Annotated in this window: 24 protein-coding genes; 11 read left to right on the top strand and 13 right to left on the bottom strand. The window is 70.0% G+C overall.

The genetic code is table 11. The annotated features are described in order from the left end of the window. Positions 1-39 precede the first annotated feature (39 nt). Positions 40-339, top strand: a complete 300-nt coding sequence (locus ACT53O_RS14865; RefSeq protein ID WP_036322021.1) for a DUF3467 domain-containing protein — start codon at positions 40-42, stop codon at positions 337-339. Positions 340-641: 302 nt separating this feature from the next. Beyond that, complete coding sequence (locus ACT53O_RS14860) at positions 642-1,643, top strand: magnesium and cobalt transport protein CorA (RefSeq protein WP_036287510.1); 1,002 nt, start codon at positions 642-644, stop codon at positions 1,641-1,643. Between the two features lie 13 nt (positions 1,644-1,656). On the opposite strand, the gene upp is transcribed toward ACT53O_RS14860, so the two are convergent. Then, on the bottom strand, positions 1,657-2,289 hold the full coding sequence (gene upp, locus ACT53O_RS14855) for a uracil phosphoribosyltransferase (protein ID WP_294945074.1): 633 nt from the start codon (positions 2,287-2,289) through the stop codon (positions 1,657-1,659). 22 nt (positions 2,290-2,311) lie between these two features. Here upp and ACT53O_RS14850 point away from each other — a divergent pair, with 22 nt between their 5' ends. Next, a complete protein-coding gene (locus ACT53O_RS14850; protein ID WP_061682450.1) occupies positions 2,312-2,779 on the top strand; it encodes a nucleoside deaminase in 468 nt (155 codons plus the stop codon). A 14-nt stretch (positions 2,780-2,793) separates the two neighbouring features. On the opposite strand, the gene ACT53O_RS14845 is transcribed toward ACT53O_RS14850, so the two are convergent. The 8 genes from ACT53O_RS14845 to ACT53O_RS14810 form a co-directional block, all read right to left on the bottom strand. Further along, the gene (locus tag ACT53O_RS14845; protein WP_036321998.1) at positions 2,794-3,906 is read right to left on the bottom strand and encodes an alpha/beta fold hydrolase; all 1,113 of its coding nucleotides are present in this window, start codon (positions 3,904-3,906) and stop codon (positions 2,794-2,796) included. A gap of 42 nt (positions 3,907-3,948) precedes the next feature. Further along, positions 3,949-4,692 carry an aspartate/glutamate racemase family protein gene (locus ACT53O_RS14840; protein WP_476153274.1) on the bottom strand — a complete coding sequence of 248 codons (744 nt, stop codon included), beginning with the start codon at positions 4,690-4,692 and terminating at the stop codon, positions 3,949-3,951. Beyond that, positions 4,689-5,921 (bottom strand): amidohydrolase family protein, encoded by a 1,233-nt coding sequence (locus ACT53O_RS14835; RefSeq protein ID WP_476153272.1) that lies wholly within the window; start codon positions 5,919-5,921, stop codon positions 4,689-4,691. The genes ACT53O_RS14840 and ACT53O_RS14835 overlap by 4 nt, the downstream gene beginning before the upstream one ends. A 74-nt stretch (positions 5,922-5,995) precedes the next feature. Continuing rightward, a complete protein-coding gene (locus ACT53O_RS14830) occupies positions 5,996-7,528 on the bottom strand; it encodes an ABC transporter substrate-binding protein (protein WP_476153270.1) in 1,533 nt (510 codons plus the stop codon). After that, positions 7,525-8,373 (bottom strand): ATP-binding cassette domain-containing protein, encoded by an 849-nt coding sequence (locus ACT53O_RS14825; protein ID WP_476153268.1) that lies wholly within the window; start codon positions 8,371-8,373, stop codon positions 7,525-7,527. Before ACT53O_RS14825 ends, ACT53O_RS14830 begins: the two co-directional genes overlap by 4 nt. Then, entirely contained in the window at positions 8,370-9,404 is a 1,035-nt protein-coding gene (locus ACT53O_RS14820) for an ABC transporter ATP-binding protein (protein WP_476153266.1), read from the bottom strand. Before ACT53O_RS14820 ends, ACT53O_RS14825 begins: the two co-directional genes overlap by 4 nt. Continuing rightward, a complete protein-coding gene (locus ACT53O_RS14815) occupies positions 9,401-10,321 on the bottom strand; it encodes an ABC transporter permease (RefSeq protein WP_112931764.1) in 921 nt (306 codons plus the stop codon). Before ACT53O_RS14815 ends, ACT53O_RS14820 begins: the two co-directional genes overlap by 4 nt. Continuing rightward, on the bottom strand, positions 10,318-11,244 hold the full coding sequence (locus ACT53O_RS14810; RefSeq protein WP_112931763.1) for an ABC transporter permease: 927 nt from the start codon (positions 11,242-11,244) through the stop codon (positions 10,318-10,320). The genes ACT53O_RS14815 and ACT53O_RS14810 overlap by 4 nt, the downstream gene beginning before the upstream one ends. A 244-nt stretch (positions 11,245-11,488) precedes the next feature. On the opposite strand from ACT53O_RS14810, the gene ACT53O_RS14805 reads away from it, so the two are divergent. The 3 genes from ACT53O_RS14805 to proC all read left to right on the top strand — a co-directional run bounded on the left by ACT53O_RS14805 (position 11,489) and on the right by proC (position 14,085). Continuing rightward, positions 11,489-12,484 (top strand): ornithine cyclodeaminase family protein, encoded by a 996-nt coding sequence (locus ACT53O_RS14805; RefSeq protein WP_476153263.1) that lies wholly within the window; start codon positions 11,489-11,491, stop codon positions 12,482-12,484. 10 nt (positions 12,485-12,494) lie between these two features. Further along, positions 12,495-13,175, top strand: coding sequence for a GntR family transcriptional regulator (locus ACT53O_RS14800; RefSeq protein ID WP_112931762.1), 681 nt, complete (start codon positions 12,495-12,497; stop codon positions 13,173-13,175). Positions 13,176-13,251: 76 nt separating this feature from the next. Then, complete coding sequence (gene proC, locus ACT53O_RS14795; protein WP_476153261.1) at positions 13,252-14,085, top strand: pyrroline-5-carboxylate reductase; 834 nt, start codon at positions 13,252-13,254, stop codon at positions 14,083-14,085. 99 nt (positions 14,086-14,184) lie between these two features. On the opposite strand, the gene ACT53O_RS14790 is transcribed toward proC, so the two are convergent. The 3 genes from ACT53O_RS14790 to ACT53O_RS14780 form a co-directional block, all read right to left on the bottom strand. After that, positions 14,185-15,180 carry a hypothetical protein gene (locus tag ACT53O_RS14790; RefSeq protein WP_112931761.1) on the bottom strand — a complete coding sequence of 332 codons (996 nt, stop codon included), beginning with the start codon at positions 15,178-15,180 and terminating at the stop codon, positions 14,185-14,187. Positions 15,181-15,408: 228 nt separating this feature from the next. Next, positions 15,409-16,080, bottom strand: a complete 672-nt coding sequence (locus ACT53O_RS14785) for a potassium channel family protein (protein WP_036321973.1) — start codon at positions 16,078-16,080, stop codon at positions 15,409-15,411. Beyond that, on the bottom strand, positions 16,073-17,515 hold the full coding sequence (locus tag ACT53O_RS14780) for a TrkH family potassium uptake protein (RefSeq protein ID WP_476153258.1): 1,443 nt from the start codon (positions 17,513-17,515) through the stop codon (positions 16,073-16,075). Before ACT53O_RS14780 ends, ACT53O_RS14785 begins: the two co-directional genes overlap by 8 nt. A 70-nt stretch (positions 17,516-17,585) precedes the next feature. On the opposite strand from ACT53O_RS14780, the gene ACT53O_RS14775 reads away from it, so the two are divergent. From ACT53O_RS14775 to ACT53O_RS14755, 5 genes are all read left to right on the top strand, one after another. Further along, complete coding sequence (locus ACT53O_RS14775) at positions 17,586-17,993, top strand: ArsR/SmtB family transcription factor (protein ID WP_112931760.1); 408 nt, start codon at positions 17,586-17,588, stop codon at positions 17,991-17,993. A gap of 108 nt (positions 17,994-18,101) precedes the next feature. Further along, entirely contained in the window at positions 18,102-18,293 is a 192-nt protein-coding gene (locus ACT53O_RS14770) for a helix-turn-helix domain-containing protein (protein WP_005049784.1), read from the top strand. An 82-nt stretch (positions 18,294-18,375) separates the two neighbouring features. Continuing rightward, entirely contained in the window at positions 18,376-18,474 is a 99-nt protein-coding gene (locus ACT53O_RS14765; protein ID WP_003792170.1) for a 30S ribosomal protein bS22, read from the top strand. Positions 18,475-18,568: 94 nt separating this feature from the next. Then, positions 18,569-18,838 carry a glutaredoxin family protein gene (locus ACT53O_RS14760; protein ID WP_476153255.1) on the top strand — a complete coding sequence of 90 codons (270 nt, stop codon included), beginning with the start codon at positions 18,569-18,571 and terminating at the stop codon, positions 18,836-18,838. Further along, positions 18,835-19,137 (top strand): Dabb family protein, encoded by a 303-nt coding sequence (locus ACT53O_RS14755; protein WP_036321684.1) that lies wholly within the window; start codon positions 18,835-18,837, stop codon positions 19,135-19,137. The genes ACT53O_RS14760 and ACT53O_RS14755 overlap by 4 nt, the downstream gene beginning before the upstream one ends. Positions 19,138-19,161: 24 nt before the next feature. Here ACT53O_RS14755 and ACT53O_RS14750 read toward each other — a convergent pair whose 3' ends face one another. Continuing rightward, positions 19,162-20,880, bottom strand: coding sequence for an AMP-binding protein (locus ACT53O_RS14750; RefSeq protein WP_476153253.1), 1,719 nt, complete (start codon positions 20,878-20,880; stop codon positions 19,162-19,164). Positions 20,881-20,917: the final 37 nt, after the last annotated feature.

Raw genomic sequence — 20,917 nt, 5'->3', positions numbered from 1 at the left:
CGGACGATGCCTCCGCGACGCGGCGAACAGGAGCGCGACATGAGCGATGAGATGCCCCGGCAGTTCGAGATCGATCTGCCGCCGGAGGCGATCGCCGGCAGCTTCGCCGACTTCGCCAACGTCTGGCACACGCCCGACGTCTTCGTGATGGATTTCGTCTCCCTCGTGCGGCCCCCGCAAGCCGGGGTGGATGCCGACGGCGCTCCCGTCACCGTCGTTCCCGGGCGGGTGGTGCAGCGGGTGCGCATCCCGCCGCAGCAGGTGTTCGAGCTCGCGAAGGCGCTCACCCAGCAGCTGGAGTTCTGGGAACAGGAGACCGGACGACGCGCCGAAGGGTGACGCAGCCCGTCTCCGCGGCCGCGCACGGTCGTGCCCGGTGCGCGTCATCTTGGGGGGATATACTCCCGGAGGCTCGTCCCCGTGCATCCGATCACGACGAGCCGTGATCAGAGGCGGTGAGACACTATGGCAGACGATAGTAGGCGCGCCGCGGTGCTCGCCGCCGGCATCCTCTCGCTCTGAGGCCGGCGCACCCGCGGCGCTCTCGTGCGTGCCGCTCCGCCACGCACGAACGTGCGCGCGATCCTTCGCGCGTGCCCGTTCGCGGCGCCCGGCGACCGCGTGTCCTCGAGGAGAGACCCATGACCCTGATCGACAACGCCGTCTACAAGGACGGCGTGCGCGTCGCCACCCCCGCCTCGCTCGACGAGGCCTATGCCCTCCAGGAGGCGCACGCGGGTTTCGCGTGGATCGGCCTGTACCGTCCGTCGGACGAAGAGTTGGCATCGGTCGCGACGGAGTTCGAACTGCATCCCCTCGCCATCGAGGACGCGGCTCTGGGTCACCAGCGTTCGAAGGTCGAGCGCTACGGCGACACGCTGTTCGTCGTGCTGCGTCCCGCGCGCTACGACGACGAGCGCGAAGAGCTCGACATCGGCGAGCTGCATCTGTTCGTCGGCCCCGACTTCGTCATCACCATCCGTCACGCCGAATCGCCCGATCTCGGGGCCGTGCGGCGGCGCCTCGAACAGCAGCCGGAACTGCTGGCGCTGGGATCGGAAGCGGTGCTGTACGCCGTGCTCGACCGTGTCGTCGACGAGTACGAGCCTCTGGTGGCCGGCATCGAGAACGACATCGACGAGATCGAGGACGACCTGTTCGGCGACGCGGACGACGATGCGCTGTCGCGCCGCATCTACGAGCTGTCGGGCGAGCTGAACCGCTTCGCGCGGGCCACGCACCCGCTCGTCCCGATCATCGAGTGGCTGCAACGCGGCCACGACGCCTACCACGTCGACATCGAGTTGCAGCGGCGGCTGCGCGATGTCCGCGACCATGCCCTCCGCGTCACCGAGCGCATCGACGGCTTCCGTGCCGTGCTCGACAAGGCGCTCATCGTGCATTCCGCGCTCGTCTCGCGGCGCCAGACCGAGGTGAATCTGGCCCAGAACGAACAGGTGAAGAAGATCTCCTCGTGGGCGGCGATCATCTTCGCCCCGACGCTGATCGGCACGGTCTACGGCATGAACTTCGACGTCATGCCCGAACTGCACTGGGAGTACGGCTATCCCGTCGCCCTCGGTGTGATGGTGGCTTTCCCCACCGTGCTCTACCTGATCTTCAAGCGGCGTCGGTGGTTGTGACCCTCGAGGGGGCTCAGACGGTGCCGTAGAGGCGGTCGCCGGCGTCCCCGAGGCCGGGAACGATGTAGCCCTTCTCGTTCAGGCGCTCGTCGAGCGCACCGAGCACGAGGGTCACGTCGCGCTCGCCCACGAGCTCCTCGATCTTCGCGACGCCCTCGGGTGCGCCGAGGATGCAGATCGCGGTCACGTCCTGCGCGCCGCGGGCGAAGAGGAAGTCGATCGCCGCGCCGAGCGATCCACCGGTCGCGAGCATCGGGTCGAGAACGAAGCACTGGCGGTCGCTGAGGTCGTCGGGAAGGCGCTCGGCGTACGTGTAGGGCTGCAGGGTCTGCTCGTTGCGCGCCATGCCGAGGAAGCCGATCTCGGCGGTGGGCAGCAGCTTCACCATTCCGTCGAGCATGCCGAGGCCGGCGCGCAGGATCGGCACCACGAGGGGTCGCGGCTCGGAGATGCGCACCCCGGTCGTCGTCGTGACGGGCGTCTGGATCTCGACCTCTTCGACGCGCACGCTGCGGGTCGCCTCGTAGGCGAGAAGCGTCAGCAGCTCCTCGGTGAGCTGACGGAACACCGGCGACGGTGTGCGCTCGTCGCGCAGCACGGTCAGCTTGTGGGTGATGAGGGGGTGATCGGCAACGTGCACGCGCATGATCTCAGCCTACGCTGAAGGCATGAGCCTGCCCGTGCGTGCCGACGACGAGAACGCGCTGCGTCGCGCGCTCGCGCTCGCCGCCGAGGCCGCTGCCGCGGGCGAGATCCCGGTGGGTGCCGTCGTGCGGGATGCCGCGGGCACCGTGATCGGCGTCGGACGCAATCGGCGCGAAGCCACGGCCGATCCCACCGCCCACGCGGAGATCGTGGCGCTGCGCGAGGCCGCGGCATCCCTCGGCACCTGGAATCTGGAGGGGTGCACGCTCACGGTCACCCTCGAGCCCTGCCTGATGTGCGCGGGCGCCATTCTGCAGGCGCACATCACACGCGTCGTGTTCGGCGCGTGGGACGAGAAGGCGGGAGCTGCCGGATCGGTGTACGACGTGCTGCGCGACCGGCGGCTTCCGGTGCGGGCCGAGGTGGTCGGCGGCATCCTCGAGGACGACGCGCGCGCTCTGCTGCGCACCTTCTTCGACGCCCGTCGCTGACGAGGTGCCCCGGCTCAGTCGGAGGAGCTGAGGATGATCGCCTCGGTGGGCGGGGCGGGATCGGCCGGCCGGCCGATGTAGCCGATGTTCTCCAGCAGGGCGCGGCGGAACTGTGCGGGCCGCTCCAGGTGCGGCGCGTGGCCGACGCCCTCGAAGACCACTTCGGTGACGGTGCCTCCCGCCGCGCGGTAGGCGTCGAGCACGTCGCGGGTCTGCGACACCATCTCCTGCGCGGGGGCGAGCTCAGCGCCCGGCCACCCCGGGATCACGCCGAGCGCGCCGAGGTGGTTGATGTCGAAGAACGAGGCGTCCGAGACGATCGCGTCGGCGGAGCCGCGCACCCAGAGGACGGGCGGCTTGGGACTGATCTCCACGATCGCCGACGTGTCGAAGTACTGCGGCGCCATGGTGTTCAGCACGCCCAGCCGTCCGGCGGCGAATCCCGGCCAGTTCTCGCTGGCGACGCTGTCGCCGGGGTAGTTGCCCGTCGCGGTGGAGGTGGTGTTCATCGACTCGACCCAGATGTCCTCGTGCGCGCTCGCGTAGCCGGGCGCGACGTAACCCGAGCGGAAGACGCTGCGCGGCGACGTGGGGGCCTCGTCGGTCGTGTCGCGGTCGGTGAGGCGCTGGACGAAGTCGGGGTTGGCGCCGCCCGCACCGCAACCCGCATCGTCGGCGGTCACGCGCGATCCGTCGCGGCGGGTGCCGCCAAAGCCGTAGGGCGAGACCGGAGCCTGCAGCGTGAGGGAGCGTGCGGGGTGGTCGATCGCGTACTGCATGACCACGCCGCCGCCCATCGACCAGCCGACGAGGTGGGCCGTCTCGATGCCCAGCGCCTGCAGCGTGGCGAACACGTCGTCGCTGAAGTCACGGACGCCGCGCGTCGCGTCGACGGGCGCGCTCTCGGTCTCGCCGAAGCCGCGGAGGTCGATGGCGACGACCCGCAGATCGCTGGGCAGATCCTGCATGAGCTCCTGCCAGAACAGGCTGGACGACACGTTGCCGTGCACCAGGATCACCGTCTGATCCGCGGTCGCGGCCGGGTTGTCGCCGCGGCGTTCGAGGATGCCGACGCGCAGGCGATCGGTGTCGATGATCCGGGAGGTGATGCCGTCGAGGAGCGTCATGACCGCATCCTACTCCGACGACCTGACGTCATGAATGAACTTTCAGGTCAACAGGCGGAGAGCTCCCAGGGGCGGTCCTGACCACACCTTCTCGCGGTCGCGCGGCGCGTACGGACCGGCCGTACTGGTGCGCTTGCCGAGGGCGACCAGGCTCTCGGCCCAGCGCACGGCGGCGGCGACGCCGTCGACCACGGGCACCCCCAGCCGGCGTTCCAGCTCGGCATCCAGTCCGGCGAAACCGGCGCAGCCGAGCACGAGCACGTCGGCGCCGTCGGCGAGCACGGCGCGTCCCGTGCCCTCGAGCGCGTCGGCGGTGCGGGCGACATCATCGCCGATGCTCGAGACGTGCACGTCGGCCGCGCGCATGGAGCAGCAGCGGCCGGCCATGCCCATCGTCGTGATGCTGTCGTGGATGCCGGCGAGCGCCGAGGCCACCGTCGTGACGACGCCGACGCGATGACCCAGCAGGCAGGCGGTGAACACCGCCGCCTCCGTGATGTCGACGACGGGCTGGGTGATGAGCTGGCGCATCCCCTCCCGACCGTGCTCGCCGAAGCCCGCCATCACGACGGCGTCGAAGGCGTCGGTGCGGCGGGCGACGGCATCCATCACCGCCGTCGCGGTCACCAGGCTCTCGACATACCCTTCGGCCGACGCGGGACCCCACGCCGGGGTCACGCCGACGACCGTCGTTCCCGGTGAGGCCGCCGCCTGGCCGATCGCCGCGATCGCCGCGGTCATGGCCGTATCGGTGTTGCAGTTGACCGCGAGGATCTTCGTGGTCATGTCAGCTCGTCGTCCTGGGCGACCACGCGACCGCGGTGGATGACGATGCGCCGCGGGTCACGGTCCATGACGGCGGCGGTGGGCGTGTCGCCGCGGACGACGACGAGATCCGCCGGGTCACCGACGGCGAGGCCGGGGCGGACGCCGGGAGCGAGTCGGGGCAGCGCGGCGTCGATGACCGAAGCGCCGCCCCAGGTGCCGATCGCCAGGCAGTCCTCGATGAGATCGTCGCGGGAGAAGCCCTGCGTGAACGCGAGCATCCAGGTGCGCTCCAGCATGTCGCCGTCACCCCACGGCGACCAGTAGTCGCGCTGTCCGTCCATCCCGAGCCCCACACGGATGCCCATCTGGAGCAGGCGCTCGACGGGGAGGTCGAGGGGGACCGACAGCGAGCCCTTGGGGGCGATCGTCGTGAGGGCGACGTCGAGCTCCGCGATCTGCTCCAGGGCGCGATCGACGCCGGGGGAGCGATCGGCCAGCGAGAACGCGTGCGAGACGCTCACGCGCCCGGTCATGCCGAGTGCACGGGTGCGCTCGAGGACCAGGTCGAGGGAGAACAGCCCGAGCGATCCGCCCTCGTGCAGGTGGATGTCCACGCCGACGCCGTGGCGGTCGGCGAGGTCGAAGACCGTGTCGAGGTGGCGCACCGGATCGCGATCGATCTCGCACGGGTCGATGCCGCCGATGAGGTCGGCTCCCGAACGCAGGGCGGCATCCAACAGATCGGGAACGCCGTCTTCGAGATGGATGCCGACCTGCGGGAACGCGACGATCTCGACCGCCGCACGCTGCCGATGCGCCTCGCGCGCGGCGAGCACGCCCTCGAACTTCTCCAATCCCGAATCGGCATCCACCTGCGCGTGACTGCGCACGCGAGTGGCGCCCTGGGCGATCATGCGGCCGAGCGTGTACGTCGCCCGTTCGGCGACCGGGCGCTCGGCGAAGCGCCAGTTCTCCCGGTCGTTCATGATGTGCGACCAACGCGTCTCTCCGGCGGTGTTCGGTCGGAACGGCAGACCCATGCGCGTCGAGTCGAGGTGCACGTGCACGTCGCTGAACGAGGGGATCAGGATGCCGCCGTCGCCGTGGATCGTCACGGCATCCGCGGTGGTGATCGCGGGGTCGATCGTGCCGGGGGCGGCGATCTCGCGGATGCCGTCGGCGTCCACCAGCACGTCGGCGGGCGCACCTCCCCAGGGGCGGACGTCGTGCAGCAGAGTGAGGGTCACGGGAATGGGCCTTTCGAGAGAGGTCGGAACGGGGAGGAGCGCGCGGGTGCGTCGCTCCTCCCCGTCGGGCGGGATCAGCCGGCGAAGCTCACATCGGCGAGGTCGTACTCGCCGTCGACGCGCGGCGTCCAGGTGACCTTCGGCGATACCGCGTAGTCGGCCTCGGGCGTGAACAGCGGCACGATGTAGGCGGCCTGGAAGTTGGCCTCGGCCAGGTCGCGGAAGACGCCGATCCGGTCATCGCCGGCGACGCTGCGTTGCTTCGCGACGAGAGCCGACGTCTGCGGGCTCTTCGCGTAGTCGTTCTGTCCTCCGGCGAACAGGTTCGTCGCGGGCATGTCGCCGTCCATCGTCGAGGGCGCCCACGTGTTGAGGTAGAGCCCCTTCATGTCGACGGTGCTGTAGATGCGGTTGGAGAGCGTGGCCTGGTCCATTCCGGAGAGGGTCACCGTGAAGCCGACCGCCTCCAGGTAGCCCGCGATCGCCTGCGCGATCTCGGCGCTCATCGGGATGCGGCCGCTGGTCGCGTACTCCAGGGGGATCGCCTCGCCGTTGTAGCCGGCCGCGGCGAGCAGCGCCTTCGCGGCGGCGGGGTCGTAGGCCGGACCCTTCGCATCGGCCGCGTAGCCGGTGACGTTGGCGGCCACGATCTGATCGTTGGCCACCGCGCGACCGCTCAGCACGGTCTTCACCAGGGCGTCGCGGTCGATCGCGTGCCAGACGGCCTGGCGCACGCGCTCATCGGCCAACGGGCCGGACGTCGAGTTGATGCCGAGGAAGGTGGTGCCGTTGGCGGCGCGGGAGCGCACGTCCACGCCGCTGCCCTCGGCCGAGGAGACCTGGTTCGGCGAGATCAGGGCGACATCGAGGCTGCCGGAGATGACGCCGTTGAGGCGTGCCTCCTCGTCGGAGACGGTCTGGAAGGTGAGCGTGTCGATCTTCGGCGCCCCGCCCCAGTAGGCGTCGTTGCGCTTGAGCACGTAGTCGACGCCGCGCTTCCAGCTGACGAAGGAGAAGGGGCCGCTGCCGACGGGCGCGGCGGCGAAGCCCTCCGAGCCGAGCGCGGTGTAGACCTTCTCGGGAACGATCGACTGCGCCGTCGTGATCGACGGCCAGGGCGAGAACGACGAGTTGAGGTCGAAGACGACCGTGTGGTCATCGGGCGCCGACACCGACTGCAGCATGCCCATGTAGCCGAGGTTGTCCGAGTCGGGCGTGTGCAGCACGGTCTCGTACGTGAAGACCACGTCCGACGCCTTCAACGGCTCGCCGTCCTGGAACTTCACGTCGTCGCGGAGCGTGAACGTCCACTGGGTGAAGTCCGCGTTCGGCGTCCACGACGTGGCCAGCGACGGCTGGATCTTGCCGTCGGCATCGAGCACCGTCAGCTGGTCGAACAGGTTGTAGTAGATGTTGTAGCCCGCCAGCGACCCGTCGATGATCGGGTCGGGCGACTTCTCCGGCTCCGCGACGACGCCGATCGTCAGGTTGTGGGTCTCGGCGGTCGACGCCGAGCCGCCGGCGCAGGCAGACAGGACGAGCGCGGCGCCGGTGAGCGCGGCCGCGGCGGCGAGCGCGCGACGGACGCGGGATGTGCGGTGGGTCATGGCGTTCCTCTGTTCGTTCGGGTGAGGGCAGGTGCTGGTGCGGGTGGTGCATCCGCCCGCAGGTGCGGGTCGGGGATCGGGATCGCGGCCAGGAGCGTCCGCGTGTACGCGTGCTGGGGCCGTTCGAAGATCTCGTCGCGGGCGCCGATCTCGACGATGCGACCGGCGCGCATGACGGCGACGCGGTCGGAGAGATGGCGGACGACGGACAGGTCGTGTGCGATGAAGAGGTAGGAGAGCTGACGATCGCGCTGCAGGTCCTGCAGGAGGTTGATCACCTGCGCCTGGACCGACACGTCCAGTGCCGAGACGGGCTCGTCGAGGACGAGCACCTCCGGCTCGAGAGCGAGCGCGCGGGCAATGCCGATGCGCTGCCGCTGGCCCCCCGAGAACTGTGCGGGGGTGCGGCGCAGGCTCTCCGACCCGATGCCGACGCTCTCCAGCAACTCGACGACACGGTCTTTGGAGTAGCGCCCGACGATCGTGAGCGGCTCGGCGACGATGTCGTGGACGCTGAGGCGCGGATCCAGCGACGAGTAGGGGTCTTGGAACACCAGCTGCACGCGGTTGCGCAGGCGTCGCCGCTGCAGCGGCGGCAAGTCGTCGATGCGCTGGCCGAGGATGCGGATCTCGCCGGATGCCGGGGTGTTCAGCCCGAACACCGTGCGCACGAGCGTCGACTTGCCGCATCCGGACTCGCCGACCAGGCCCAGCGTCTCGCCGCGATGCAGGGTGAGGGAGACGCCGTCCACGGCATCGACGACGTGGCGGCGGCGCCACCCGGTGCGTCGGGTGAATCGCACGTGCAGGTCGTCGATCTGCAGGACGGGTTCTGCGGCGCTCATCCGGCGACCTCCTGGGCGAAGCGGGAGACGGATTCGGCGTGATGGCACGCGCTGTCGTGCGCCGGCGACACGACGCGCAGCGGCGGCAGGTCGGTCCGGCATCGCGCCGACTTCGCGGGCAGCTCGCATCGCGGGGCGAACGGGCACCCCGCCGGTCGGGCGGCCGGCTGCGGAGGCGAACCCGGAATCGCGTAGGCGCGCCCCGAGGAGCTCTCGGCGGTCAGCAGGCTCGCCAACAGGCCGGCCGTGTAGGGATGGCGAGGCGCGTCGAAGAGGTCCCAGACCGTGCCCGATTCGACGACGCGGCCCGAGTACATGATGACGATGCGATCGGCGGTCTGCGCCACGAGTCCGAGATCGTGCGTGATCAGCGCCATCGCCGCGCCGGTGCGACGACGCGCCTGCGCCAGCAGATCCATGATCTGTGCCTGGATCGTCACATCGAGCGCGGTGGTCGGCTCATCCGCCACGAGCAGGTCCGGGTCGTGCGCGATGGCCGCGGCGATCACGGCGCGCTGGCGCATACCCCCCGACCACTGGTGGGGATACGCGCGGGCGCGCGCCGCGGCATCCGGCACCCCGACCGCGGCGAGGAGCTCGGCCGCGCGCCGATCGGCCTGGGCGCGGGTGACGCCGTCGCCGTGGAGTCGCACGGCGCGCGCGATCTGAGCGCCGACGCGAGCGACGGGGTTGAGCGCGGTCATCGGATCCTGGAAGACCATCGCCAGGCGACGGCCGCGCAGTTCGCGCAGCCTCTTCTCGCTGGCGGCCAGGAGGTCCTCGCCGCGGTACTCGACCCGGCCGGACAGCACGTCGACGCCGGGAGGCAGCAGGCCCAGCACGGCCGCCATGGTGATGCTCTTGCCCGAGCCCGACTCGCCCACGATGCACAGCACCTCGCCCTCGGCGATCTCGAAAGACACGCCGTCGACCAGGCGGATCTCGCGGCCCTGATCGTCGCGGGTTCCGACGACGAGACCCTCGACCTTCAGCAGGATGGCGGGTGTCGGGGGGTGCGTGTCCGGGGTCATGCGCGGGCCTTCTTCCGACGACGGAGCGCGGACAGCTCGCGCTCGGCGGTGAATCGCTGGCTGAGGAGGTTGGTTCCGATCACCACGAGGAAGATCGCGATACCGGGGATGAGGGCGAGGTACGGCGCTTCGCGCACGTACTTCTGCCCCTCGCTGATGAGCAGCCCCCACGACGGCGTGGGCGCCTGGACGCCCAGTCCGAGGTAGTCGAACGAGGATGTCAGCAGCAGGACGCCGCCGATGTCGGCCGAGGCGAGGATGAGCACCTGCACGCCGACGTGCGGGGCGATGTGCGTGGACACGATCCACTGCGGGCTCGCTCCCTGGATGCGCGGGGCGATGACGAAGTCCCGTCCCTTCAGCGACATCGCCGTGCTGCGGGCGACGCGTGCATACCCCACCCAATAGGTGGCCGCAAGCGTGAGGATCATGAGCCACACGTTGGGTCCGAGTGCCGCGGACAGAGCGATCAGCACGAGGATGATCGGCATCGCCAACTGCACGTCGGCCCACCCCATGAGGAGGTTATCCAGGCGTCCGCCCGCATACCCGGCGATCATGCCGGTCACCATCCCGATGAAGGCGTTGATCGCGACCACGAACAGGACGATGCCCAGGGACACCTGACCGCCGACGGCGAGCCTGCTCGCCAGGTCGCGGCCCAGCATGTCGGTGCCGAGCAGGTGGGCCGGGTCGGTGAACGGGCGGATGAACGACGCGGAAAGGTCTTGGCCGTACGGATCGCTGCCGGGCAGCAGCGGGACGATCAGGATGAACGCCGCGACGACGACGAGGATGCCGACGCCGACCCACTCCGTGGCGCGCAGCCGCGGCCACGCGATGCGTGCGGCGGTGTCGGCAGCGGGAGCCGGCGGCAGCGTGTCCGTCGTCGTGATCGTGGGGGAGGGCGTGCTCATGCGAGGTGCCTCACTCTCGGGTCGACGAGTGCGCTCATCACATCGACGAGCGCATTGGAGAGGATGAAGAGGGCCGCGACGACGATGAGGCCCGACTGGACGACCGGGAAGTCGCGGGCGTAGACGGCGCTGAGCATGAGCTGTCCGAGACCCGGCCAGGCGAAGACGTTCTCGACGATCACGAGGCCGCCGAGGAACGAGCCGAGACTGATGCCGGCGATGGTCATCACGGGCAGGACGGCGTTGGGAAGCAGCTCGGCGACGACGACCCGGAATCGGCTCTCGCCGCGGGCGTACGCGGTGCGCGCGTAGTCCAGGCGGGACTGCTCCGCCAGCGCGTTGTCGAGCAGTCTCAGGTAGACGACGAACTGCGCCGTCGCGATGGTGGCCGCCGGCATGATGATCGCGAGGGGATCGCGATTGCCCAGCGACGGCAGCAGCCCCAGCGCCACGGAGAACACCAGGACGAGGAGCAACCCGAAGAAGAAGTCGGGGACGGCCTGTCGGGCCGAGCCGACCGTGAGCAACACCGTCCGCAGGCCGGTACTGCGCGTGAGGTGCACAGCTACGGCGGCGACGACGGCGACCAGCACACCGGCGACGAGACCGACGGCGCCCAGTTGCAGCGAGGCGGGCACCCTTTCGAGCACCAGCTCCATCGACGACACGCCGCGCTGACGGTAGGAGTCGCCGAAGTCCCCGCGGGTCACGATTCCCACGAGGTAGTCGAGGTACTGCTTCCACAGCGGCTGATCGAAACCCAGGCTCGCGTTGAGTGCATCGATCTGTGCGCGGGATGCGTTGTCGCCGAGCAGGAGGGCGGCGGGACTGCCACTCAGACGCCCCAGCGCGAAGGCGATGGTGACGACGGCGAAGATCGTCGCCAGCGCCTGGAGCAGTCGTCGTGCGACCAGTCGCGCCATGCTCGTCTCCTTCCGGTTTGCGAATCTGGGATACAGAATCGGGCATCTCTGTTACGACGATGTGTCGCGCGATTTCCGCGCAGTGAACTTTCTGAGCGCGATCGGCCGATGCATGGGCGCGTTTTGTCGCGGAATTATGCGGGACTCCTTGGTGTCATGCAGAACGAGCCGCGCGGCACCCGCATGCGGTGGTGTTGCGGCCGCAACGTGGAGATCTAGATTTGGGATACCAAAAGGAGATCCGATGACCACACTCACCCTGACCTCCGCTGACGTCGAAGTTCTCGCGGATGCCGACGAGATGCGGCGTGCGATGGCGGCCGCTCACAGAGCGCTGCAGGCTCATCGCGCCGTGCAGCCCCGCCCTCACCCGCTGCCGTTCGTCGGGGCGGCCGGTCCCGACGCTCCGACCGTCGTGCCCATGAGCGCCCTGTCGGAGGAGCTCGGCCTGTTCGCGGTCAAGGTGCTCGCCGATGCCCCGCGCAACCGCGCGGTCGGGCTGCCCGCCCAGCGATCGACCGTGGCGGTGTTCGACGCGGCCACGGCGGAGTGCGTCGCCATGATCGACGGGCGTGCGCTGACGCGCCTGCGCACGGCGGCCGTGACGGCGCTGGCCACCGACGTCCTCGCCCGCACGGACGCGCAGGTGGCCACGCTCATCGGCGCCGGACCGCTCGCCGCCGAACACGCCCGGGCGCTCGTGCGGGTGCGGGATCTCGCGCAGATCCGGGTCTGGTCGCGCAGCGCGGCGCGCGCGGAGGCATGCGTTCAGCAGCTGCGCGCCGAGGGGATCCCGGCTCTGGTCGCCGTGACGACGGAGTCGGCTCTCGAGGGAGCCGACGTCGTCTGCACCCTGACGCCGGCGCAGGAGCCGTTCCTCTCTCGGGCGCTTCTCGGATCGGATGTCCACGTGAACGCCGTCGGCTCCCCGCCGCGGCCCATGTTCAGCGAAGTGCACGCCGACGTCTTCGCCGCCGCCCGCGCCGTCGTCGTCGACGATCCGGCTGTCGCGCTCGCCGAGTCGGGCAACGTCCGCGACGCGTGCGCGGCGGGAGCCCTCGTCCCGGAGCAGCTCATCCCCCTCGGCGACGTGGTCGCCGCGGAGCCCGGCGCCGCCCCGGGTGGGCTCACGATCTTCAACTCGGTGGGTATCGGCATCCAAGACCTCTACGCGACGCACGTCCTCTGCGCGCGCGCGAGCGCGGTGGGCGCTGGCACAATGGTCGCCATCCGAGCGTGAAGGGGACCGTATGACCGACGTGGAGGAGTCGGCCGACGATTCCCTGGCCGCAACCGCCTATCGGCGCATCCGGACGGCGATCATCCTCGGTCGCTACGCCGACGGTGCGGCGATCACCGAGGGACGCCTGGCCGACGAGCTGGAGATGTCGCGCATCCCCATCCGCGCCGCCATCCTGCAGCTGGGCGTCGACGGCTTCCTCGCGACGTCCCCGCGGCGCAGCGCCCGGGTCGTGGGGTGGGATCGCCGCGCGATCGACGAGCTGTTCGACGTGCGGCTGAGTCTCGAGTCGTTGGCCGCCCGCCTCGCCGCCCAGAATGCAGGTCGGGGCGCGTCCGTCGCGGCGCTCGAGCGCGCACTCGACGCGGCGCACGATGCCGTCACCAGCGGAGACCGCCTGACGATCGCCGAGGCCCACGCCGCCTTCCATGCGGGCATCGTGGAGATGGCCGACAGCACCCTTCTCACCTCGCTCACGCGCGTGGTGAGCGGACGTCTCGTGTGGCTGTTCTACCTCACGGGCGTGGACCGCGACGCGCGTGAGCAGTCCCACGAGCACGACGAGCTGCTGGCCGCCATCGCTGACGGCAACGCCCGTCTCGCCGAGAGTCTGGCCTTCAGCCACATCGAGAAGGGTCGCGCCCCGTCGATGGAGATCATTCTGCCGACGACCGACCTGACCGCGTTCTGACCGCGGCGGAGTTCTTCCGGCCTCGTCGGGCAGTGCTTTCTCTGCAGGCTGCTGTTTCCTCTGCGAGGATGTCAGCATGGCTTCCCCCCTCCCTTCGATCACGATCCTCGGTGCCGGCTCGATGGGAGGCGCGATCCTGCAGGGCCTCGTCCGCTCGGGTGAGGCCCCCGCGATCACGGTGACCAACCGCACGGCTGCGCGCGCGGATGCGCTGGCGGGACTCGACGGCGTCACGAGCCTCTCGCTCGAGACCGATGGCGACGCGAACACGAGTGCCGCCGCATCCGCCGACATCGTGCTCATCGGCGTGAAGCCCGTCATGGTCCCCGACCTGCTGCGCGAGATCGCGCCCGTGCTGCGACCGGGGGCGATCGTCGTGAGCCTCGCCGCCGGTGTCACGATCGCGACGTTCGCGTCCATCGTCGGTGAGGAGGTGTCGGTGATCCGGTCGATGCCGAACACCCCGGCGGTGGTCGGCAAAGCCGTGACCGGCCTCTCGGCGGGCCCCACGGCATCCGCGGACGAGCTCGCACTCGTGCGTCGCCTCTTCGAGACGTGCGGCGCGGTCATCGAGGTTCCGGAATCGCAGATCGATGCCCTGTCGACGATCTCGGGATCGGGTCCGGCCTACTTCTTCCTGCTGGTCGAGGAGCTCACCGAAGCCGCGCGCGGCAAGGGCTTCTCCGACGCCGACGCGCGCCTGATGGCCGAGCAGACGTTCATCGGCGCGGCGGCGCTGCTCGACGCCTCGGGCGAAGACCCCGCCGAGCTGCGCCGACGCGTCACCAGCCCGAAGGGCACCACCGAGCGTGCGATCGCGGTGCTGCAGGGCGCGCGTCTGGACGGTGTGTTCGCCGAGGCCACCGACGCCGCGCTCGCGCGCGCCAAGGAGATGGCCGCCGGCGCCTGACCCCCGCCCCCGCCCCACGCGCCGCGTCACGCCCGCGAGAAACCACCTTCGGCACGAGAAACCACCACCGCAGGTGTGTGTCGTCTCCCTTGTGGTTTCTCACCGCGCTCGGTGGGGGAGCGCGCGGGGCGTGTGGCGCAGGGTCGCCAGTCCAGCGCGGTCGCGCGGGCGGACGAGCCGCACGTACGCGCGCTGCAGGGCGGTGGCCAACGGTTCGACCCGCACCGCATCCGCCATTTCCCAGCGCGCGACCGGATGCCCCGCGCGGCGCAGACGGTCTTCGCGGCGCTTCTCGTCACGAAAGCGCAGCGCGGCTCCCTCGAGCGCGTCGTTGTCGCCGATCCCGTACTTGCCCCAGCCGTCGCTCTCGCCGACCGTGCGGCTGGTCGGGAACAGGAAATCCGTGCGGTCCGTCACCCCCTCGTAGCGGAACTCGGCCTGCAGCACCGGGTCTTCGAAGCCGCACCAGCGGATGACGGCGCGGCTGACGCTTTCGCCGGGCGATTCGGCGCGCGTATCCGCGTGTGCCCAGACCCACGCGAGTCGAGCGACGCCCCGACGGGAGACCTGCGACGCGGCCCGCTCCCGGAGATCGTCGACGACGAGCATGCCGCTCTGTCGGGGCGAGATCGCGGCATCCACGACGGCGAGCGCCTGCGCGGGCGGAAGCACGCGGGCGAGATCGACGACGGCATCCGCCGGCGAGGTGCACAGGATGCCGTCGACGCGCACGATCTCCCGCGCGTCCGTGCTGGTGTGCACACACACGTCGCCGAACCGTCGGGACGCCGTGCGGTCGGGATCGAACACGTGGATATCGCGCGTCTCGCCGAACAGCGGCAGGCCGAGCAGCACCGCGGCAGACTCCAGGCACAGCACGGCGTCCGGGTGGGCGAGCGCGAACGCGTGCACCCGCAGCGCGTACCGCTGCCACGGCGCCAGCCGCGCCGCCGCGGCGGCATCCACGTACACGCCGCGGCGCACCCGCGCGAAGCCGGGTCCGCTCACCCCCAGCCGCAGCACGCGGGCCTCGGCGGCGGTGACGAGCGGAAGCGGTGACCGGGTGGTGGCACGGTGCGTCGGCAGGTGCGGCATCCGCAGATCATGCCCCGGCGCCCGCGCCCGCGCGCCCGCATCCCCACCCTCCCCGCGGCGGCCACGCCGCGAACCGCCTGGGGAGGAGCCCCCGTGCGGCGGCGAGAAACCACCGGCGCGTCGAGAAACCACGCGCGGCAGGGTTTCTCGCACCGCAGATGGTTTCTCGCGGGCGCGGCGGGCCGGCCGGCGGGCGGCGGGCGCGGCGGGCGGGCGCGGATGCCGAGGTCAGCGGTCGAGCGAGGCGAAACGCTCGATGTCGCTGTTGGTGCCCGACACGATGATGAGGTCATGGTTGGTGACGACGGTGTCGGCCTCCGCGTAGCGGAACGGCTTGCCCGGGCTCTTCACACCGACCACGGTGACGCTGTATTTGGTGCGAACGCCCGATTCGTTCAGACCGATGCCGCGGATGAACTTCGGCGGATACATCTTGGCGAGCACGAAGTCGTCGTCGAAGCGGATGAAGTCGAGCATCCGGCCGCTGACCAGGTGCGCGACGCGCTCGCCCGCCTCGCGCTCGGGGTAGATGACGTGATTCGCGCCGACGCGGGCGAGGATCTTGCCGTGGCTCTGCGAGACGGCCTTGGCCCAGATCTGCGGCACCTTCAGATCGACGAGGTTCGCCGTGATGAGCACCGAAGCCTCGATCGACGAGCCGACGGCGACGACGGCCACCTGGAAGTCCTGGGCGCCGATCTGCTTGAGTGCTTCGATGTTGCGCGCGTCGGCCTGCACCGTGTGGGTGACGCGCTCGGACCACTTCTGCACGAGCTCGAGGTTGTCGTCGATCGCGAGCACCTCGCGGTCGAGGCGGTCGAGTTCGCCGGCGCACGCGGCTCCGAAACGGCCGAGGCCGATCACCAGGACGGGAGCATCGCTCCGGATCTGCTCAACCAACGATCGGCCTTTCGACGGGCAGCGAGTAGTGCTGCGATCGGCTCGTCGCGGCGACGGCCGCGGCGAGAGTGACGGTACCCACACGGCCCATGAACATCGTCGCCGCCATGACGTAGACGGCGAGATCGGGCAGGTCCTGCGTGATCCCGGTGGACAGTCCGACGGTCGCGAAGCCCGAGACGACGTCGAAGAGCACGTACTCCACGGGGTATCTCGTGATCTGCGCGATCGTGATGGTCGACACCGCGACGATGGTCGAGCCCCAGGCCACGACCGAGAGGGCGACGCGCTGCACGTCGCTGGGGATGCGGCGGCCGAACGCCTGCACGCTGGGCCGGCCCTTGGCCTCGGACCAGACGGCGAGGGCGAGGACGGCGAGGGTGGTCACCTTGATGCCGCCGGCGGTGGATGCCGAGCCGCCGCCGATGAACATGAGCATCGAGCCCACGACGAGAGACGATCCGTGCAGCTGCCCGATGTCGACGATGGAGAAGCCCCCCGAGCGCGTCATCGCGGACAGGAAGAACGCCTGGAAGGTCGTGTCCCAGGCATCCATCCCGCCGAACGTCTTCGGGTTGTCGTACTCGAGCAGCAGGAAGACCGCGGCGCCGGCGAAGAAGAGGATGACCGTGGTGATGAGGGTGAGCTTGGCGTGCAGCGACCAGCGACGGACATGGAAGTGGTGGCGCCACAGCGCGAAGATCACGGGGAAGCCGATGGATCCCAGGAACACTCCCGCCATCAGGAGCGTGAGGAACAGGTAGTTGTGCGCGAACGGGGCGATGCCCTCGGCATTCGGGGCGAACCCGGTGTTGGTGAACGACATCGCCGCGTAATACGGCGCCTCCCACAGCGCGCTCCACGGGTCGACACCGCTCGCGAGCAGCGACGGGTACAGCAGCAGGGCGAGCCCGGCCTCGATCACGAGCGTCGACAGCGCCACGGTGGCCAGAAGCTGGCCGACCTCGCCCAGTCGCACCGCCTGACCTTCGTTCACCGGTCCGCCGTGGGCGCGCAGCGGATTCGTGTCGCCCGCGGCGATCAGCTTCGCGCGCAGACCCAGGCGTTTGGAGATGACCAGGCCGAGAATGGATGCCAGGGTCAGCACGCCCATCGCGCCCACGTTCACGCCGATGTAGACGATCAGGTGACCGAACGCACTCCAGTGCGTCCCCATGTTCACGGTCGACAGCCCCGTCACGCAGATCGTCGACACCGCGGTGAAGAGGGCGTCGGCGAACGGCGTGACCCGACCGTCGGCGGATGCCGCGGGCAGCGAGAACAGTGCGGTGAACAGCAGGATCAGCGCGAGGAAGATGCCCACCGCGAACCGCGACGGCGAGGCCGTGGTCGCGTCGCGCAGGCGATCGCGGGTCACGTCGAGTGAGCTGCGCAGAGAGCGCCATGCGCGGGCACCCGCGGTGTCGCCCGTCATGGTCCGCCCCTCTCTGACGAAGAACCGTTGACATGGTACTCCGGGCCGCGACGCGGGCTAACCTATCGTCATGGCGGACATCTTCGACGTGATCGCCGACGGTACCCGTCGGGACATTCTGCAGCTTCTGCGCGAGCGCGCGTCGGCGGGCGAGCACGGCACAAGCGTGTCCCACATCGTCACCGAGCTGGGTGTCAGCCAGCCCACGGTCTCCAAGCACCTCAAGGTGCTTCGCGAGGCAGAGCTGGTGACGGTGCGCGAAGAGGGTCAGCACCGCTACTACAGCCTGTCGCCGGCGCCGCTGGACGCGGTCGATGACTGGCTCGTCCCCTTCCTGGACGAAGATCTCGTTCCCGCTCCGGCAGGAGCGTCGACGCTTCCCGAGCCCGCGGTCGCGGCCGCCGATCTGGTCGGGCGCGCGGCGGCGTCCGCGAAGCACGCGTGGGACACCGCGTTCAAGCGCTTCCCCGGTCGCTGAGCACACGAGTCACACCGATCACACGGGTTTACACGCGGCGCACAGAGACCCTAATGTTGGTTCACAGCAATGCGGAGGCACCGCATCGGGTATCGGTGGGGGAATGGGATGCCGGACCTTTCTGACGTGCGTTTTCTGACGGTCGCGGAAGTGGCCGAGATCATGCGCGTGTCGAAGATGACCGTGTACCGTCTGGTGCACGCCGGCGAGCTCCCCGCCGTACGGTTCGGTCGCAGCTACCGCGTGCCCGAGACGGCCGTCACCGAGGCCGTGCAACGTCCTATCGCCGACGTCGGCTAGACTGATCCGAGGGCATTTTTCGAGATGCCCGTTCCCGGACGCGGCCACCCGCGTCCAGACCCCTGACATAGTGAGGTTTTCCGTGGGTTCTGTCATCAAGAAGCGCCGCAAGCGCATGGCGAAGAAGAAGCACCGCAAGCTGCTTCGCAAGACTCGCCACCAGCGCCGCAACAAGAAGTAATTCGTCGCGGCACGCTGCAAACGACACCGAGCGCCTGTCCCCGAGATCACCGATCCGGGACGGGCGCTTCGTGTTCTCCGGCAGAATGGATTGCGTGACCACCCTCACGATCATCTCCAAACCGGATTGCCATCTGTGCGACGTCGCACGGGAGATCGTCGAGACCGTGGTCGCCGACCTGCCGGAGAATGCCGTCGACGTCCGGGAGCTGTCGATCCTGGACGATCCCGCCCTCTACGCGCAGTGGTGGGAGAAGATCCCCGTCGTGCTCATCGACGATCGCCTGCACGCCCATTGGCGTCTGTCGCCGGAGCGCCTTCGGGCTGCGCTGTCGACCCCTGACCGAGAGGACACCATCCGATGACCCTTCGCCACGTGGTCGCCTTCCGCATGGCCGCCGCCGATCCCGCCGACCGCGCCGCGCACGCCGCGGAAGCGGCTCGCCGGCTCAACGCCCTCGTCGGCGTCGTTCCGACGCTACGCGCGATGAGCGCCGGGGCGAACGTCCTCTTCCCCGATCAGAACTGGGACCTCGTGCTCGTCGCCGACTTCGAGGACGTCGCGGGCCTGGACGCCTACCAGGTGCACCCCGCCCACGAGGAGGTCGCGGCTTACATCGGCACGATCCGTGCCGATCGGGTTGCGGTCGACATCGAGATCTGAGCCGTCGAGATCTGAGCCGTCGCCTCAGCGGAAGTCGCGGTCGCTGAACTCGCCCGCAGGCCGTTCGCGCGTTGCGGCTTCCGCCGCACGCAGCTCGACGCGGCGGATCTTTCCCGAGATCGTCTTCGGAAGCTCCTCCACGAACTCGAGCCGGCGCACGCGCTGGTAGGCGGAGAGGCGGGCGCGGGCGTGCGCGAAGATCTCGCCCGCCGCCGCGCGCGGGTCCGCGGCCGCCGCCGCACTCAGGCGCACGAAGGCCTTCGGCACCGCGAGGCGGAGCGGGTCGGGACTCGGCACCACGGCGGCCTCTGCCACCGCCGGGTGCTCGAGCAGCACCGACTCGAGCTCGAACGGCGAGATCTTGTAGTCGGAGGCCTTGAACACATCGTCGCTGCGCCCGACGTACGAGAGATAGCCGTCCTGGTCGCGGGACGCGATGTCGCCCGTGTGGTAGAGCCCGTCGTGCAGGGCCCGGGCGGTGCGCTCCGGTGCGTCGTGGTAGCCGTCCATCAGGCCCAGGATCGGCGTGGACACGTCGAGGCAGATCTCCCCCTCCTCCACGCCGCGCTCGCCCGTCTCCGGGTCGACGAGCACGACGGGGTAGCCGGGCAGAGGGCGCCCCATCGAACCGTCCTTCACCACCTGGCCCGGAGAGTTCCCGATCGCGCAGGTCATCTCGGTCTGGCCGTATCCGTCGCGGATCGTCGGGCCCCAGGCCGCGCGCACGCGCGAGATCACCTCGGGGTTCAGTGGCTCTCCCGCCCCCAGCAGTTCGCGCGGCGGCTTCGTGAGCAGGCTGAGGTCGGCCTGGATCAGCATGCGCCAGACCGTCGGCGGGGCGCAGAACGTGGTGACGTCGTGGGTGTCCATCACGTGCATGAGGGTCGCGGCGTCGAAGCGGTCGTACGTGTAGACGAACACCGTCGCCTGGGCGAGGAAGGGGGCGAAGAAATTGCTCCACGCGTGCTTGCCCCAGCCCGGCGAGGAGATGTTCATGTGGACGTCTCCGGGGCGCAGCCCCAGCCACCAGAGGGTCGACAGGTGGCCCACCGGGTAGGAGACGTGGGTGTGGCGCACGAGCTTCGGCGTCGCCGAGGTGGTGCCCGAGGTGAAGTACAGCAGATTGAGGTCGTCGGCCGGTGTGGGTCCCGACGGGACGAACGTCGCCGTGACCTCGTGCGACTCGTCGAACGAGAGCCAGCCCTCCGGCGCGTCGGCGCCGACGGCGATGCGCAGGATGCCGGTGGTCGCGGCATCCACCGCGCTCGCCGTCTCGGCCGGGGCGATGACCGCGCGGGCGCCGCTGTGCGCGATGCGGTAGGCGAGATCGTCGGGCGAGAGGAGGGTCGTGGTGGGGATGGCGACGGCGCCGAGCTTGGTGAGGCCGAGCATGACCTCCCAGAGCTCGATCGTGTTGCCGAGCATCACGATGACGCGGTCGCCGCGCTGCAGTCCCTGCTGGCTCAGCCAGACGGCGACGGCATCGGAGCGGCGCGAGAGTTCGCCGTAGCTCCACGACCGCGCCGTGAGGTCGGCGTCGACGATCGTGACGGCGGCCCGGTCGGGATGCTCACCGGCGACCACGTCGAACCACTCCAGCGCGAAGTTGAACGCGGACAGCTCCGGCCAGGCGAACCCCGATACAGCGCCGTCGTAGTCGTCGCGATGCGCGAACAGGTGATCGCGTGCGGCGCGCACCTTCTCGGTGGCGTCGGTGGCGGGTCGGATGGGGGAAGTCGTCATGTCATCCGCGTGAGGCACTCGGTCAGGCTACGCCCTG

It is taken from the genome of Microbacterium sp. DMC48 (assembly GCF_056313825.1).
The sequence above is the reverse complement of the archived record's forward strand: the minus strand, read 5'-3'. Positions and strand labels throughout refer to the sequence as shown.